Source organism: Polynucleobacter sp. UK-Gri1-W3, from assembly GCF_018881595.1.
Classification (GTDB): Bacteria; Pseudomonadota; Gammaproteobacteria; order Burkholderiales; family Burkholderiaceae; genus Polynucleobacter.
Genome location: NZ_JACVQA010000001.1, coordinates 145,769 through 160,316, shown reverse-complemented (window position 1 = coordinate 160,316; position 14,548 = coordinate 145,769). Strand labels below are relative to the sequence as shown.

General features: G+C 46.6%; 15 protein-coding genes and 1 other RNA gene. 9 read left to right on the top strand and 7 right to left on the bottom strand.

Annotation, left to right across the window (positions count from 1 at the left end):
* The first annotated feature begins 14 nt into the window (after positions 1–14).
* The 4 genes from ICN36_RS00790 to rnpB all read left to right on the top strand — a co-directional run bounded on the left by ICN36_RS00790 (position 15) and on the right by rnpB (position 4,626).
* Positions 15–1,838, top strand: coding sequence for an ABC transporter ATP-binding protein/permease (locus ICN36_RS00790; protein WP_216226559.1), 1,824 nt, complete (start codon positions 15–17; stop codon positions 1,836–1,838).
* A 36-nt stretch (positions 1,839–1,874) separates the two neighbouring features.
* Positions 1,875–3,200, top strand: coding sequence for a glycerate kinase (locus ICN36_RS00785; protein WP_216226558.1), 1,326 nt, complete (start codon positions 1,875–1,877; stop codon positions 3,198–3,200).
* A gap of 1 nt (position 3,201) precedes the next feature.
* On the top strand, positions 3,202–4,260 hold the full coding sequence (gene pyrC / locus ICN36_RS00780) for a dihydroorotase (protein WP_216226557.1): 1,059 nt from the start codon (positions 3,202–3,204) through the stop codon (positions 4,258–4,260).
* A gap of 59 nt (positions 4,261–4,319) precedes the next feature.
* Positions 4,320–4,626, top strand: an RNA gene (gene rnpB, locus ICN36_RS00775) — RNase P RNA component class A.
* Here the strand turns inward: rnpB and ICN36_RS00770 are convergent.
* Entirely contained in the window at positions 4,627–5,049 is a 423-nt protein-coding gene (locus tag ICN36_RS00770) for an OsmC family protein (RefSeq protein ID WP_216226555.1), read from the bottom strand.
* A 410-nt stretch (positions 5,050–5,459) separates the two neighbouring features.
* On the opposite strand from ICN36_RS00770, the gene rplM reads away from it, so the two are divergent.
* The 4 genes from rplM (at position 5,460) to erpA (ending at position 7,933) form a co-directional block, all read left to right on the top strand.
* Positions 5,460–5,888: a 50S ribosomal protein L13 gene (gene rplM, locus ICN36_RS00765; RefSeq protein ID WP_011903721.1), complete on the top strand. Its 429-nt coding sequence runs from the start codon at positions 5,460–5,462 to the stop codon at positions 5,886–5,888.
* A gap of 9 nt (positions 5,889–5,897) precedes the next feature.
* Positions 5,898–6,299 carry a 30S ribosomal protein S9 gene (gene rpsI, locus ICN36_RS00760; RefSeq protein WP_072582726.1) on the top strand — a complete coding sequence of 134 codons (402 nt, stop codon included), beginning with the start codon at positions 5,898–5,900 and terminating at the stop codon, positions 6,297–6,299.
* A gap of 120 nt (positions 6,300–6,419) precedes the next feature.
* Positions 6,420–7,478 carry an N-acetyl-gamma-glutamyl-phosphate reductase gene (argC, locus tag ICN36_RS00755; protein WP_216226844.1) on the top strand — a complete coding sequence of 353 codons (1,059 nt, stop codon included), beginning with the start codon at positions 6,420–6,422 and terminating at the stop codon, positions 7,476–7,478.
* A gap of 80 nt (positions 7,479–7,558) precedes the next feature.
* Positions 7,559–7,933, top strand: a complete 375-nt coding sequence (gene erpA / locus ICN36_RS00750) for an iron-sulfur cluster insertion protein ErpA (protein ID WP_068319574.1) — start codon at positions 7,559–7,561, stop codon at positions 7,931–7,933.
* Here the strand turns inward: erpA and ICN36_RS00745 are convergent, their stop codons facing one another.
* Positions 7,934–9,061 (bottom strand): anhydro-N-acetylmuramic acid kinase, encoded by a 1,128-nt coding sequence (locus ICN36_RS00745; protein WP_216226554.1) that lies wholly within the window; start codon positions 9,059–9,061, stop codon positions 7,934–7,936.
* Between the two features lie 76 nt (positions 9,062–9,137).
* On the opposite strand from ICN36_RS00745, the gene tyrS reads away from it, so the two are divergent.
* Positions 9,138–10,370: a tyrosine--tRNA ligase gene (gene tyrS / locus ICN36_RS00740; protein ID WP_216226553.1), complete on the top strand. Its 1,233-nt coding sequence runs from the start codon at positions 9,138–9,140 to the stop codon at positions 10,368–10,370.
* On the opposite strand, the gene ruvB is transcribed toward tyrS, so the two are convergent.
* Genes ruvB through ICN36_RS00715 form a run of 5 tightly spaced genes read right to left on the bottom strand, consistent with a single transcriptional unit; the run spans position 10,367 to position 14,486 of the window.
* A complete protein-coding gene (ruvB, locus tag ICN36_RS00735) occupies positions 10,367–11,431 on the bottom strand; it encodes a Holliday junction branch migration DNA helicase RuvB (protein ID WP_216226552.1) in 1,065 nt (354 codons plus the stop codon). The genes tyrS and ruvB overlap by 4 nt on opposite strands.
* 26 nt (positions 11,432–11,457) lie before the next feature.
* Positions 11,458–12,039: a Holliday junction branch migration protein RuvA gene (gene ruvA, locus ICN36_RS00730; protein ID WP_215391651.1), complete on the bottom strand. Its 582-nt coding sequence runs from the start codon at positions 12,037–12,039 to the stop codon at positions 11,458–11,460.
* Between the two features lie 26 nt (positions 12,040–12,065).
* The gene (gene ruvC / locus ICN36_RS00725; protein WP_216226550.1) at positions 12,066–12,587 is read right to left on the bottom strand and encodes a crossover junction endodeoxyribonuclease RuvC; all 522 of its coding nucleotides are present in this window, start codon (positions 12,585–12,587) and stop codon (positions 12,066–12,068) included.
* Positions 12,588–12,613: 26 nt separating this feature from the next.
* The gene (gene purH / locus ICN36_RS00720; RefSeq protein WP_216226549.1) at positions 12,614–14,194 is read right to left on the bottom strand and encodes a bifunctional phosphoribosylaminoimidazolecarboxamide formyltransferase/IMP cyclohydrolase; all 1,581 of its coding nucleotides are present in this window, start codon (positions 14,192–14,194) and stop codon (positions 12,614–12,616) included.
* A gap of 52 nt (positions 14,195–14,246) precedes the next feature.
* Positions 14,247–14,486 carry a helix-turn-helix domain-containing protein gene (locus ICN36_RS00715; protein ID WP_068319558.1) on the bottom strand — a complete coding sequence of 80 codons (240 nt, stop codon included), beginning with the start codon at positions 14,484–14,486 and terminating at the stop codon, positions 14,247–14,249.
* Between the last annotated feature and the right edge of the window lie 62 nt (positions 14,487–14,548).

Below are 14,548 nucleotides of genomic sequence, written 5' to 3'. Positions count from 1 at the left end.
AATAAGATAGGGCGATGAGACATTCATCAGGGCATCATCACAGCAGCGCAGATTCAAAGACACCAGGACGTAGTGATTGGCGTGTTATTCGCGATCTTCTCCCTTATCTTTTAGAGTATCGCTTTCGGGTATTAATTGCTCTGAGCTGCTTAGTTGCCGCCAAGGTTGCCAATTTAGGCATTCCAATAGTCATGAAGGAGTTGATAGACTCTTTAGACATTAAGGCTAGCACCCCCCAGGCTCTTCTGGTTGTCCCTCTAGGAATTATTCTTGCCTATGGTTTATTAAGAATTTCTGCATCTGTATTTACAGAACTACGAGAAGCTTTATTTGCTAAGGTAACTCAGAATGCAGTTCGCAAAGTAGCGCTCCAGGTATTTGAGCATTTACATTCTTTGGCGCTGAGTTTTCATCTAGCCCGCCAGACGGGTGGCGTGAGTCGAGATATCGAGCGCGGTACACGCGGTATTCAGTCGCTGATTTCTTATTCCTTGTACAGCATCCTACCGACATTTATTGAGTTTTGCTTAGTGTTGGGTTACCTTGCTTATTCCTACGATATTTGGTTTGCCGCAATTACATTCATTGCTTTAGTCCTCTATATTGCTTTCACGGTAGTGGTTACAGAGTGGCGCACCCATTACCGCCGCACCATGAATGATATGGATTCAAAAGCCAATCAAAAGGCGATCGATTCTCTATTGAATTTTGAGACAGTAAAGTATTTTGGTAACGAAGCTTTTGAGGCTAGCCGTTACGATGAAAATTTGCTGCGCTATCAAGCCGCTGCCGTGAAGTCACAAAAGACCTTGGCCTTCCTCAATCTCGGCCAGCAGATCATTATTGCAACTGGTCTGATGCTCATTCTATGGCGAGCAACCGCAGGTGTTGTCAATGGCACGATGACTTTGGGCGACTTGGTCTTAGTCAATACACTAATGATTCAGCTTTATATACCGCTCAATTTCTTGGGTGTGATTTATCGCGAGATTAAGCAGTCATTAACTGATATGGATCGCATGTTCTCTTTACTCAATACCGACAAAGAGATTGCTGACTCCCCGGATGCAAAACAACTGCAAGTTCAAAATCATGGCCATGGCCCCGATGTGCGATTTGAACATGTATCTTTTCACTACGAGGCTAAGCGTGAAATACTGCATGATGTCAGTTTTAATATTCCCGCTGGAACGATCACAGCGGTAGTAGGTCAAAGTGGCGCAGGTAAGAGCACCTTAGCCAGATTGCTATTCCGTTTCTACGATGTTCAAGCGGGAGAAATTCTGATTGATGGACAAAATATTCAGGCTGTGACACAGGCTAGTCTGCGCAAGGCAATTGGTATTGTTCCGCAGGACACAGTCCTGTTTAATGACACGATTGGCTACAACATTGCCTATGGTGATCCTTCCGCAACCATGGAAGAAGTCCAGGAGGCTGCCAGGGCAGCCCAAATCGACAGCTTCATTAAGCGCTTACCTGATGGGTATGACACCCAAGTGGGAGAGCGGGGTTTAAAGCTCTCGGGTGGTGAGAAGCAGCGCGTGGCGATTGCTAGAACACTACTTAAGAAGCCTGCTATGTTGATCTTTGATGAGGCTACCTCAGCGTTAGATTCGAAAACAGAACGTGCTTTTCAGGATGAGCTGCTCGGTTTGGCTAAGAACCGAACAACACTCATCATTGCCCATCGTTTATCAACCATTATTCATGCGGATCAAATATTGGTTATGGATCACGGACAGATTGTTGAGCGAGGAACCCATGCAGAGTTGCTTGCGCATCAGGGTAAATATGCCGAGATGTGGCAAATGCAAGAACGTGCGGCCCTTGATTAGAATGGCTTGATAACTTAGATTATTTCTTCACCCTCTATGTCAGTCAATAAAGAAACAATTCTCAAAGATGCTTTTACTGCTGCAGTTGCTGTAGCGGACCCGCAAGTTATTGTTCCTCAATACTTGGCAAAGATATTTCCAAAGGGGCAAGAGCCAATCGGGAGATGTTTAGTGGTGGGTGCAGGAAAAGCCAGCGCTTCCATGGCTAGCGCACTAGAAGCTTATGCAAAGGGACATTGGCCACAAGTGAAATTAGAGGGGGTTGTCCTCACGCGTTATGGCCACAACTCACCAACTAGCCATATCAGAATTGTTGAAGCAGGGCATCCAGTGCCTGATCAGGCTGGTATGGATGGGGCTAAAGAGGTTTTAGCGTTAACCAAACGGCTTAAGCAGGGTGACGTATTGATTGCCCTGGTATCCGGCGGAGGCTCAAGTCTTCTTACCTTGCCGCAAGAAGGCATTTCCATTGATGACATGCGCAAGACCACAGAAGCACTCTTACGAAGTGGTGCACCAATTGAAGAGATGAATGTAGTGCGTAAGCATCTATCTGCAATTTTGGGTGGCAATTTAGCTAGGGTTGCGATTGAGCGTGGTGCACGAGTAGAAGCGCTATTAATTTCTGATGTAACAGGCGATTCCCCTGCTGATATTGCTAGCGGTCCATGTGCTGCTGACTACTCAACCTATTTAGATGCACTGAATATTTTAGAGAAGTATGATTTAAATGATTCTTCTATTCCGAAGTCAGTTTTGAATCATCTCAAGCAAGGTTTAGCTGGAGAAAAACCAGAGACCTTAAAAGATTCTGATTTAGTTGATGCTCAAGTGGCAAATCATGTGATTGCAACCGCTTATAAGAGCCTAGAGGCATCTGCCCAATATGTTCAATCCCAAGGTTATGAACCAATCATCTTGGGCGATACGATTACTGGAGAGGCGCGAGAGGTTGGCATTGAACAGGCCGCCTTAGTTCGTAATTACATGGCAAAGGGGTTGGATAAACCGCTCGCCCTGATTTCCGGTGGTGAATGCACTGTCACGATTCCGGCAGGCATTAAAGGACGCGGTGGCCGCTGTAGCGAATATTTACTTTCCCTATTTGCCGCCAGTTCTGATTTGCCCAATATTGCAGCTCTTGCAGCCGATACCGATGGAATTGATGGTAGTGAAAAAAATGCGGGAGCCTGGTTTGATGTTGGAGTGCGGGAAGCTGGTCAAATCAAAGGTCTTACACCTGAGCCATTCTTATTGGCACATGATTGTTATGGCTTCTTTGCAGAATTGGGCGCTTTAGTGGAAACTGGCCCTACACTTACTAACGTGAATGATTTCCGCATCATCTTGCTAGAAAAATAATATGTCCAATAGCCCTACTAAAATTCAATTGATTCAACCAGACGATTGGCACTTGCATATACGCGATGGTGAAGTGATGAAAGATGTTTTGGCAGACACCGCGCGCCAATTTGCACGCGCCATCATCATGCCAAACCTAAAGCCACCAGTGACAACTGTGGATCTGGCCAAAGCTTATCAAGAGCGTATTCAGGCAAACCTTAATGCCTTAGGCGTAACTAGCTTTACTCCTTTGATGACCTTGTATCTCACCGACAATACGTCTGTTGATGAAGTGCACAAGGCCAAAGCCGCAGGCATTGTAGGTTTCAAGTTATACCCTGCGGGCGCAACTACGAATAGCGATGCTGGTGTTAGTGACCTCAAACATTGCCATGCGGCATTAGAGGCAATGCAAGCAGTCGGAATGCCCTTGCTTGTGCACGGTGAAGTCACGCATGCGGATATTGATATCTTTGATCGTGAGGCAGTATTTATTGACGCGGTATTAGAGCCGTTGCGTAAAAAATTACCTGAGCTCAAGATTGTGTTTGAGCACATCACCACTAAACAGGCTGCTCACTATGTACGTGATGCAGTGACAGGTGGGAAAAATACGATTGCAGCTACGATTACCCCACAACATTTGCTCATGAATCGCAATGCGATTTTTGCTGGCGGTATCCGTCCTCATAATTATTGTTTACCAGTGCTTAAACGCGAAGAGCATCGTGTTGCATTATTAGAAGCTGCTACTAGTGGTAACTCTCGCTTCTTTTTGGGTACTGATAGTGCGCCGCATGCCAAGGGTGCTAAGGAGGCTGCTTGTGGTTGTGCGGGTTGTTACAGCGCCTTTAATGCCTTAGGTTTGTACGCAGAAGCATTTGAGAGTGTTGGCAAGTTGGATAAGTTAGAAGGCTTTGCGAGTTTCTTTGGCTCAGACTTTTATACATTGCCACGTAATAGCAAAACAGTTACTTTGGTAAAGCAGCCACAAAGTATCCCTGCCCAATTGCCATTGGGTGACACTACGATCGTGCCACTTCGTGCTGGTGAAACCATCGCCTGGTCACTCGTTTAAAAAACTCAAATCATTCGTTTCTTAGCCAAATTGTTCTGACTGCGTTAGACTGCAGGCGCAGAGTCAATTGGGCAATCGCCGCCTCTTTATTGAGGGGGAGGAAAGTCCGGACTCCATAGGGAAGGGTGATGGCTAACGGCCATCCACGGCGACGTGAGGAATAGGGCCACAGAGACGAGCGTATTTAGTTACGGTGAAACGCGGTAACCTCCACCCGGAGCAATCCCAAGTAAGCAGGCGATGAGGCGTCCCGCTGAGTCTGCGGGTAGGGAGCTTGAGCCGTTAGGTAACTAACGGCCTAGAGGAATGATTGCCCCTAGATGCAAATCTAGGCGACAGAATCCGGCTTATCGATTGACTCTGCACTTATTCTGAAATAATTTCGACGCTGTAAGTCAATTCCGCTGTTTTGGCCAACATGGTTGTGGCTGAACAATATTTTTCATGAGAAAGCTTGACGGCACGATCTACCTTTGCCTGGTCCAGATCTTTACCCTTAACAATGAAGTGCAAATTGATCTTGGTGAAGACTTTGGGGTCTTCCGTGGCTCTTTCAGCCTGGAGAGCCACTTCACAGCCGCTAATAGCCTGACGGGCTCTCTGTAGGATTAAAACCACATCAAAGGCTGAGCAGCCGCCTGCGCCCGCTAAAAGCAGTTCCATTGGCCTTGGGGCTAGGTTTCTGCCGCCCGCTTCAGGGGCGCCATCCATATTTACAAGGTGTCCGCTGCCAGTTTCTGCGGAGAAAGCCATTCCGGTATTACCCAACCAACTTACTCGACATTCCATTATTAGTGACCCCTAACTTACTAAATTAATCAATATTATCAATAGTTTACCTATTTTAAGTGAAACCAAGTTGCTGCATAGCAACATAAAAATATTGATTTTGGTCAATATTCTTGCGTTGCACCATGCTCCTTGTGTAGAATAACCATATTGGTAGTTAGTCTTGTATAAGACCGCGACTTACCTCCCAGTGTCTCCTCCACCCAAACATAGGTGGATTCCAACCCAGGACTCGTTCCTGGGTTTTTTTTAGGTTACAATTCAAGGCTTTACTGAATTACCGAGCCGGTCAGCGGTAATTTGTTGTACCAGTCGAATTGCAGAATCTGCGAGCTTGCAAACATAAGCAGGGCCAAGGTGGACGTAATTTGGTTGGGGTAATTTTTTTGACCATAACAATTTGAGAAATCATGAAAACTTTTTCTGCAAAATCCCATGAGGTAGTGCATGAATGGTTCGTGATTGACGCTACGGACAAAGTCCTCGGTCGTGTCGCCAGTGAAGTGGCACTCCGTCTACGCGGCAAGCACAAGCCTGAATACACCCCACACGTTGATACTGGCGACTTTATTGTCGTTATCAATTCTTCTAAGCTCCGTGTCACAGGCACAAAAGGCTTGAACAAAATTTATTACCGTCACAGCGGATACCCAGGTGGTATTAGCTCGACTAACTTCGACAAGATGCAAGACCGTTTCCCAGGTCGCGCTTTGGAGAAGGCTGTGAAGGGTATGTTGCCAAAAGGCCCACTAGGCTATGCCATGATTAAGAAATTAAAAGTCTACGGCGACGCCAATCATCCGCATGCGGCTCAACAGCCAAAAGCGTTAGAGATTTAAGGAAACCAAATGGCTATTAATTACGGAAATTGGAATTACGGTACTGGTCGTCGCAAGAGTTCTGTGGCGCGTGTATTCATTAAATCTGGCAAAGGTGAAATCATTGTTAATGGTAAGCCTATCGATGCATATTTTGCTCGTGAAACATCACGCATGATCGCTCGTCAGCCTTTGGCTCTCACAGCCCACTTAACGACCTTTGATATCAAAGTAAACGTTTCTGGTGGCGGTGAAACTGGCCAAGCTGGTGCGGTTCGTCACGGTGTTACTCGTGCATTGATCGACTACGACAACGCTTTGAAGCCAGCCCTGTCTAAAGCAGGCTTGGTAACTCGCGATGCTCGTGAAGTTGAGCGTAAAAAGGTTGGTCTGCACGGCGCACGTCGTCGTAAGCAGTTCAGCAAGCGCTAATTCTTTCAGTCGCTCAAGTTTTATCGAAAGGGTCGCGCAAGCGGCCCTTTTTGTTTCTACAATTGAGGTATTCAGAAGTTTTAAAAGAAACTTCGCATGATCGGTATTTTGGAGAATGGCATGATTAAAGTTGGCATCGTAGGCGGCACTGGTTACACCGGAGTGGAGTTGTTGCGTTTATTGGCGCAGCATCCCGAGGTAGAGCTCACTGCAATTACCTCTCGCACAGAAGCTGGCATGCCAGTGGCTGACATGTTTCCATCTTTACGTGGCCGTGTTTCTCTGAAATTTACAACGCCCGATGAAGCCAAGCTCAATGAATGCGATGTAGTGTTCTTTGCAACTCCACATGGCGTTGCCATGGCGCAAGCAAAAGAGTTGCTCGCCAATAATGTGAAGATCTTGGATCTTGCTGCAGACTTCCGTCTTAAAGATGTGAAAGAATTTGCCAAGTGGTATGGCATGGAGCATAGCTGCCCAGAAATTTTGGCAGAAGCAGTTTATGGTTTGCCAGAGATCAATCGTGATGCCATTAAGAAGGCCCGCGTGATTGGTTTAGCTGGCTGCTACCCGACTTCAGTGCAGCTTGGGCTTGCACCATTGCTGTCACCGAAATCAACTGGTGGTAAACAGCTGATCGATGGTAGTCATATTATTTCTGATTCGAAGTCAGGAACTTCTGGTGCTGGACGTAAAGCGGAGATTGGTACGCTCTTGTCTGAGGCAAGCGATAACTTCAAGGCGTACAGCGTCAAAGGACATCGTCACCTTCCTGAAATCGAGCAGGGCTTAAAAGCAATCGCTGGTCATGATCAGATTGGTTTGACCTTTGTGCCGCATCTAACGCCGATGATTAGAGGCATTCATTCAACCTTGTATATGCGTTTGACTGACGCCGGTAAAGAGGTCGATTACCAAAAGCTCTATGAGAGCTTCTATAAAGACGAGCCTTTTGTCGACGTCATGCCTGCAGGTAGTCACCCAGAAACACGCTCTGTAAGGGGTAGTAATGGCATTCGGATTGCGATTCATCGTCCAGGCGGCGGTGATACTTTAGTTATTTTGGTGGTGGAAGACAACTTGGTGAAGGGTGCTTCAGGCCAGGGAGTCCAGTGCATGAACCTCATGTTTGGCTTCCCAGAGACGACAGGCCTTACCCAGATTGCTGTATCTCCTTAATTTCATAAGGAATACCCCTTCAGCAAGCTAGCCATTAAAAGCCTAAAATAAGACATTGCCTTTTGAATTAGGAGTAAATCATGACTGAATTAGCTACACAACCTGCACAAGATTTAGCTGAGCCACCAACCCCATTGGTGTTCACGGATAGCGCTGCTGCAAAAGTGGCGGACTTGATTGCTGAAGAAGGTAATCCAGAGTTGAAGCTTCGTGTATTCGTACAAGGCGGCGGATGCTCAGGATTTCAGTATGGCTTCACATTTGATGATGCTGTGAATGAGGATGACACTCTCTTTGAAAAGAATGGTGTTACTTTATTAGTAGATTCAATGAGCTTCCAATATTTAGTTGGTGCTGAGATTGATTACAAAGAAGATATCAATGGATCACAATTTGTGATTAAGAACCCAAATGCGCAAACTACTTGTGGTTGCGGATCTTCCTTCTCTGCTTAATTAACTAGGATAGTAAGCGCCTAGAACTCTAGGGCCCTTCGCTCCTGTAACGGCTGGCAAATTTGCTGGCCGTTTTTCTTTATGGGCCCACGCAAGCCATGCAAAAGCAAGGCCTTCCACAAGTTGCGGATCAATGCCTGCAGAATCACTAGTCGTAATTTCTAATGGCTGTTTGAATAAATTCTGCGACTTCACTTTAAATAAATTCATTAAGGCATTATTTCGGGCGCCACCACCACAGACGATCAGCTTCTGGGTTTGCGGGGCATGACATGCTAAAGCTTCGAGGGCTGATTGGGCTGTTAGATGCAGCAAGGTGGCTTGTACATCTTCACAAAGATAATTAACCGCACTGATTTTTTCTTGTAACCAAGCAAGATGAAAGTCATCTCTGCCAGTACTCTTGGGTGGGACTTTGGCAAAGAAGGGATCGGCTAACATTTTCGCAAGCAATACTTCATTAACTTTTCCTTGTAACGCCCAGTTGCCATTCTCATCAAATGCGTTGCCTTGATGCTCTTGTATCCACGCATCCATCAGCATATTTCCTGGCCCGCAATCAAAGCCAGTGACTTCACCGTTCTTGGGAAGTATTGTGAGATTAGCGATACCGCCAATATTGAGAATGGCTAAATTTTGATCATCTACAAACTGTTGCGCATGAAACGCTGGAACCAAAGGTGCCCCATGACCGCCAGCAGCTATATCCCGACTCCTAAAGTCAGCGATGACATCAATACCCGTTTTTTCTGCCAATAGGGCTGGATTGAGTGTTTGATGTGTGTATGCCATGTCACCCAGATGGGGTTGGTGGCGAATGGTCTGACCATGCGCGCCAATAGCGGTGATATCGGAAGCCTGGAGCTTAGCTTTCTTGAGCAACTGATTGATAGCTTCTGCATAAGCCAAAGCCAAGGCATTACCCGCTTGTTTTTCTCGGTGGAGCTCGTTTGGCCCAGGGCTTTGGAGCTCAGATAAAGCTTTTCGCAACTCGGAGGAGAGGGGGGTGCTAATGGCTTCCAGAGCGCTGCTCTCCCCATTAGGACCTATCTTGGCTAGAACGGCATCTATCCCATCCAGGCTGGTGCCGGACATTAGGCCGATATAGAGGGAATGGGGTTTGTTCATGTAACTCTCAGGAATGCGACAATTATGCTTTAGCAATTTAACTACTAATTTAACTGAATCAGCAATCCGAATCAGCATGACGGCTAAACAAGAACAAAAATATCCTTTGACCCCTGAAGTCTTTGCGGCACTAGAAGTCACCAAACGTGGCTGTGATGAGCTATTGGTTGAGGCGGACTGGGTTCAGAAACTTGCTCGTAGCCAGGCTACCAAGACACCACTACGGATTAAATTGGGTTTAGATCCTACAGCCCCCGATATTCATCTGGGTCATACCGTTGTTTTGAATAAGTTACGTCAGCTACAAGATTTAGGTCATACCGTTATTTTCTTGATAGGCGACTTTACTAGCATGATTGGTGATCCATCAGGCCGTAACGCTACCCGTCCTCCTTTGACCGCAGAAGCAATTGCTGTGAATGCAGAAACTTATTATCGCCAAGCGAGCATGGTGCTCGATCCTTCTAAAACTGAAGTGCGTTACAACAGTGAGTGGTGCGACCCACTGGGTGCGCGCGGCATGATTCAGTTGGCTGCTAAACATACTGTTGCCCGTATGTTGGAGCGTGATGACTTTACTAAGCGCTATCGCAATGGTGTGCCGATTTCGATTCATGAGTTTTTGTATCCACTCATGCAAGGCTACGACTCTGTTGCACTCAAGAGTGATTTAGAGCTGGGTGGTACAGACCAGAAGTTCAATCTTCTAGTTGGTCGTGAGCTCCAGCGCGAGTATGGCCAAGAGCCTCAATGTATTTTGACAATGCCACTCCTTGTTGGTCTGGATGGCGTTGAGAAGATGAGTAAGTCCAAAGGCAATTACATTGGCATTAGTGAGTCTGCTGGCGATATGTTCGGTAAGCTTCTCAGTATCTCTGACGATTTGATGTGGGATTACTTCACATTACTGTCATTTAGGCCAATGGCTGAGATTGATTTGATGAAACAAGAAGTTGCAGCAGGGCGCAACCCAAAAGATTGCAAAGTCTTGCTCGCACAAGAAATCGTTGCACGTTTTCATTCACAGGCTGCAGCAGAAAAAGCCTTAGAAGACTTTAATCATCGCGCTAAAGGTGGTGTACCCGATGACATTCCAGAAGTAAATCTATCTGGGGCTCCAATGCAAATCGCCAATCTCCTGAAGGCTGCAGGCTTGGCACCATCAACATCAGAAGCGAATCGCAATATCGAACAAAACGGTGTGAAGATTGATGGTGCAACCATTGCCGATAAACAGCTAAAGGTTGAGGCTGGCACCTACGTTGTACAGGTTGGAAAACGTAAGTTTGCTAAAGTGACGCTAGCTTAAATATCTAAGCTGTTGCTAGGTGGAGTTAAACCAAAGTGCTCATAAGCCTGGCGGGTTGCCACTCGGCCTCTTGAGGTTCTTTGTAAGTAGCCCTGTTGAATCAAATAGGGCTCAAGAACATCTTCAATCGTATCGCGCTCTTCGCCGATAGCTGCTGCCAAGTTATCAATGCCTACTGGGCCACCATCAAACTTGTGCAAGATCGCTTCTAAGAGTTTTCTGTCCATCACATCAAAGCCACTTGGATCCACGTCCAGCATCTTGAGTGCAGCGTCGGCCATGGCTTTGGTAATGGTACCGGTACCCTTTACTTCTGCATAGTCACGTACGCGGCGTAATAGACGGTTAGCAATACGAGGAGTGCCACGAGCACGCTTTGCAATTTCTACTGAGCCTTCTGGATCAATATCAGCCTTAAGTAAGCTGGCTGAGCGATTAATAATTTTAGTGAGCTCTTCAGTCGTGTAGAACTCAAGTCTGGCCACAATACCAAAACGATCACGCAATGGATTGGTCAGCATGCCGGCACGAGTAGTGGCGCCGATCAGGGTAAATGGTTTGAGATCAATCTTCACGCTGCGCGCTGCAGGGCCTTCGCCGATCATGATGTCTAGGCTGTAGTCCTCTAGCGCGGGATACAGAATTTCTTCTACTACTGGAGATAGGCGATGAATCTCATCGATAAAGAGAACATCGTTTTCTTCTAAATTGGTAAGCAAGGCAGCAAGATCGCCTGGCCTATCCAGAACAGGGCCGCTGGTTTGACGTAAGTTCACGCCAAGCTCCCTGGCAATAATGTGAGCAAGAGTAGTTTTACCAAGTCCAGGAGGCCCAAACAAGAGAACGTGATCCAGGGCTTCTTGGCGCGCTCTCGTGGCGCTGATGAAAATCTCTAATTGTGCTCTAGCCTTAGTTTGGCCAACATACTCATCAAGTTGTTTAGGGCGAAGGGCTCTTTCGAAAACAGCTTCAGTATTGCCGGCTGAACCACTCACGATGCGGTCGGTATTCTCCGGTAAATCTTCAGGAATTGAGCTGAGGTCGTCTGTATGAATTGCCATGCTACAAGTGTAGTAGTGTTTGACTATTAGGGCTTAGATAGATACTTCAGACCCATTCGAATACCATCAGAAACGCTAGTATCGGGTGGAATTTGCTTTAGTGCTAACAGCGCTTCTTTTTCTGAATAGCCTAAAGCCAAGAGTGCTTGCAGTACTTCGCTACTGGCTTCAATCGCTTGAGGCTTGCCACCTGTAATGCCTAGGTCTGGGGCTAACTTGCCTTTGAGCTCTAGGCAGAGACGTTCAGCGGTTTTCTTGCCAATGCCAGGCACTTGAGTGAGGCGCCCGGCTTCTTGAAGCGCAATAGCTTGAGCCAGTTCATTCACACTCATTCCAGAAAGTACCGCTAATGCTGTACGAGAGCCAACACCGCTAATCTTGATGAGCTGTCTAAATGCTTCACGTTCAGTCTCAGTCGCAAAACCAAAGAGTTGCTGCGCATCTTCTCGCACCTGAAAGTGTGTCAGAAGAGTAATTTTTTGACCTGCTTGAGGCAACTGATACAAAGTGCTCATCGGTACATCAACCTCATAACCAATGCCTTGGCAATCGACTAAGAGGCGAGGTGGGTGAACTGAAACGAGGGTACCTTGAATGCGACCAATCATGTAAAGATCTTAACCTGTTTATATTGTTATTTCTTGCTACTCTTTTTGGGTACAAGAGCAGCGGTAATTGCTTTCGGAATCTGGGCATGATGAGCGGCACAAATAGCAACACCCAACGCATCAGAAGCATCAGTGCCTGGGGCGCGGTTCAGTCTTAAAAGACGCTTAACCATTTCCTGCACCTGCGGCTTGGCTGCGCGGCCAGTACCCACAATGGCTTGTTTGACTCGAAGTGCGCTGTACTCAGCTACCGGAAGTTTTTCTGAAACAAGGGCAGCAATGACAGCACCCCGTGCCTGGCCCAACATCAGCGTAGACCGAGGGTTGACGTTTAAGAAGACCTCTTCAATGGCAGCGGATTCTGGGCGATAGGTCTCTAGAACTTCTTTAACGCCAGCATAGAGGGCGCCTAAGCGCTCAGGTAAGCCTTTAGCTGGATCGCCACTCTCAATCGTCCCAGAAGCTACGTAGGTCAGCTTTTGGCCATTAACATCAATGACTCCAAAACCGGTGGTCCGTAAACCTGGGTCGATTCCTATCCAGCGCATGAGTTTGTTTATTACTTCCTATTTTCTTAGTGACGGAAGTGACGTGTGCCAGTAAAGATCATGGCAATGCCATGCTCATTTGCTGCGGCAATGATTTCATCATCACGCATGCTGCCGCCTGGTTGGATTGCACAGCTTGCGCCACCATTCACCACTACATCTAAGCCATCACGGAATGGGAAGAAAGCATCACTTGCTACCGCAGAACCTTTAAGGCTTAAGCCAGCATTCTCAGCCTTAATACTAGCCATACGGGCAGAGTCTACGCGGCTCATTTGGCCTGCGCCGATTCCAAGAGTCATCCCATTTGCGCAATACACAATCGCATTGGATTTAACAAACTTGGCAACACGCCATGCAAACATCATGTCATGCATTTCGCTTGGAGTTGGCAGACGCTTGCTGACAACGCGCATTTCACTCTCGAGAACGTTTTTAGCATCTGGGGATTGCACGAGCAAACCACCGCCAACGCGTTTGAAGTCAAAAGCATTAAATGCAGTACCCAATGGAATCTCTAGCAGACGTACATTTTGTTTCGCAGCAAAGATCGCTTTGGCTTCATCACTAAAACTAGGGGCAATCAATACTTCTACAAATTGTTTAGAGATGGCTTCAGCTGCAGCGCCATCGCATGGCACGTTGAAGGCAATGATGCCGCCAAAAGCGGAGCTCGGATCAGTCTTGAAGGCTTTTTGATAGGCCTCAAGCGCAGTAGCACCAACCGCTACGCCACATGGGTTGGCGTGCTTAATGATGACGCAAGCTGCAGCGCCACCGGCATTGCCAGTAAAGCTCTTGACGCATTCCCAGGCAGAATCGGCATCCGCAATATTGTTGTAGGAAAGCTCTTTTCCTTGAAGCTGTTTGTAATTGGCTAGCGCGCCGTCTACTGGATAGATATCTTTATAGAACGCTGCAGATTGGTGTGGGTTCTCACCGTAACGCATCTCTTGTACTTTTTCAAAGGCAAGGTGCAAAGTTTCTGGATAAGCAGAGCGGGCTTTGTGATCTAAGTCATCGCCTAAGGCTGAGAGGTAGTTAGCAATCGCACCATCGTATTGTGCGGTATGTGCAAATACTTTTTTCGCCAAAGCTAAGTTAGTCTTGTAAGAAACCACATTGTTATTGGCTTTCATTTCCGCCAAAACAGGGGTGTAATCTTTTGGTGAGATTAAGACAGTAACATCCTGATGATTTTTTGCGGCAGCACGCAACATTGCTGGACCACCAATATCGATGTTCTCAACCGCATCTTCAAATGAACAGCTTTCTTTGGCAACAGTTTCATTGAATGGGTATAGGTTGATTACCAACATATCAATCGTATCAATGCCATGCTCTTTTATAGCCGCCATATGCTCTGGAAAATCTCTGCGAGCCAACAAGCCGCCATGCACCATCGGGTGGAGGGTTTTTACGCGACCATCGAGCATCTCCGGGAATTTAGTCAAGGAAGAAACTTCAACAACGGGCAGATTATTTTCAGCCAAGAGTTTTGCGGTACCTCCAGTAGAAATGAGCTTTACGCCTTGCTCATGGAGGGATTTAGCAAAAGGCAAGATGCCATTTTTATCGGAGACGGAGAGGAGGGCTGTACGGATCATGGTTTTCGGGGATTAATTTAAAAAATGGCTTTGTTATTAGCGATGCTGAGGATTACTTCAGCAGTTGATGCTCAACAAGTTTCTTGTGTAGGGTGTTGCGATTAATGCCCAGATATTGAGCTGCTAACGATTGGTTCTGCTTGGCATGCTGCATTACCAGTTCCAGCATCGGTTTTTCAACCACAGCTAATACCATTTGATATATGTCAGTTGGGGCAGTTCCCTTAAGGTCATTTAGGTAACCTTGTAATTGGGTTTCAATACATTCGGTAATCGGGTGCTTATTGGTCATAACAATCTATCAATACAAAAAACTAAAAAATAAAATTAGAAAACAAAATAAGGTAGCTAAAT

Coding starts and splice junctions, on each gene's coding strand:
- ICN36_RS00785 (WP_216226558.1), top strand. CDS start 1,875: ATGTCAGTCAATAAAGAAACAATTCTCAAAGATGCTTTTACTGCTGCA.
- erpA (WP_068319574.1), top strand. CDS start 7,559: ATGACTGAATTAGCTACACAACCTGCACAAGATTTAGCTGAGCCACCA.
- ruvB (WP_216226552.1), bottom strand. CDS start 11,431: ATGGCAATTCATACAGACGACCTCAGCTCAATTCCTGAAGATTTACCG.
- rpsI (WP_072582726.1), top strand. CDS start 5,898: ATGGCTATTAATTACGGAAATTGGAATTACGGTACTGGTCGTCGCAAG.
- ICN36_RS00745 (WP_216226554.1), bottom strand. CDS start 9,061: ATGAACAAACCCCATTCCCTCTATATCGGCCTAATGTCCGGCACCAGC.
- ruvA (WP_215391651.1), bottom strand. CDS start 12,039: ATGATTGGTCGCATTCAAGGTACCCTCGTTTCAGTTCACCCACCTCGC.
- rplM (WP_011903721.1), top strand. CDS start 5,460: ATGAAAACTTTTTCTGCAAAATCCCATGAGGTAGTGCATGAATGGTTC.
- purH (WP_216226549.1), bottom strand. CDS start 14,194: ATGATCCGTACAGCCCTCCTCTCCGTCTCCGATAAAAATGGCATCTTG.
- tyrS (WP_216226553.1), top strand. CDS start 9,138: ATGACGGCTAAACAAGAACAAAAATATCCTTTGACCCCTGAAGTCTTT.
- ruvC (WP_216226550.1), bottom strand. CDS start 12,587: ATGCGCTGGATAGGAATCGACCCAGGTTTACGGACCACCGGTTTTGGA.
- argC (WP_216226844.1), top strand. CDS start 6,420: ATGATTAAAGTTGGCATCGTAGGCGGCACTGGTTACACCGGAGTGGAG.
- pyrC (WP_216226557.1), top strand. CDS start 3,202: ATGTCCAATAGCCCTACTAAAATTCAATTGATTCAACCAGACGATTGG.
- ICN36_RS00790 (WP_216226559.1), top strand. CDS start 15: ATGAGACATTCATCAGGGCATCATCACAGCAGCGCAGATTCAAAGACA.
- ICN36_RS00770 (WP_216226555.1), bottom strand. CDS start 5,049: ATGGAATGTCGAGTAAGTTGGTTGGGTAATACCGGAATGGCTTTCTCC.
- ICN36_RS00715 (WP_068319558.1), bottom strand. CDS start 14,486: ATGACCAATAAGCACCCGATTACCGAATGTATTGAAACCCAATTACAA.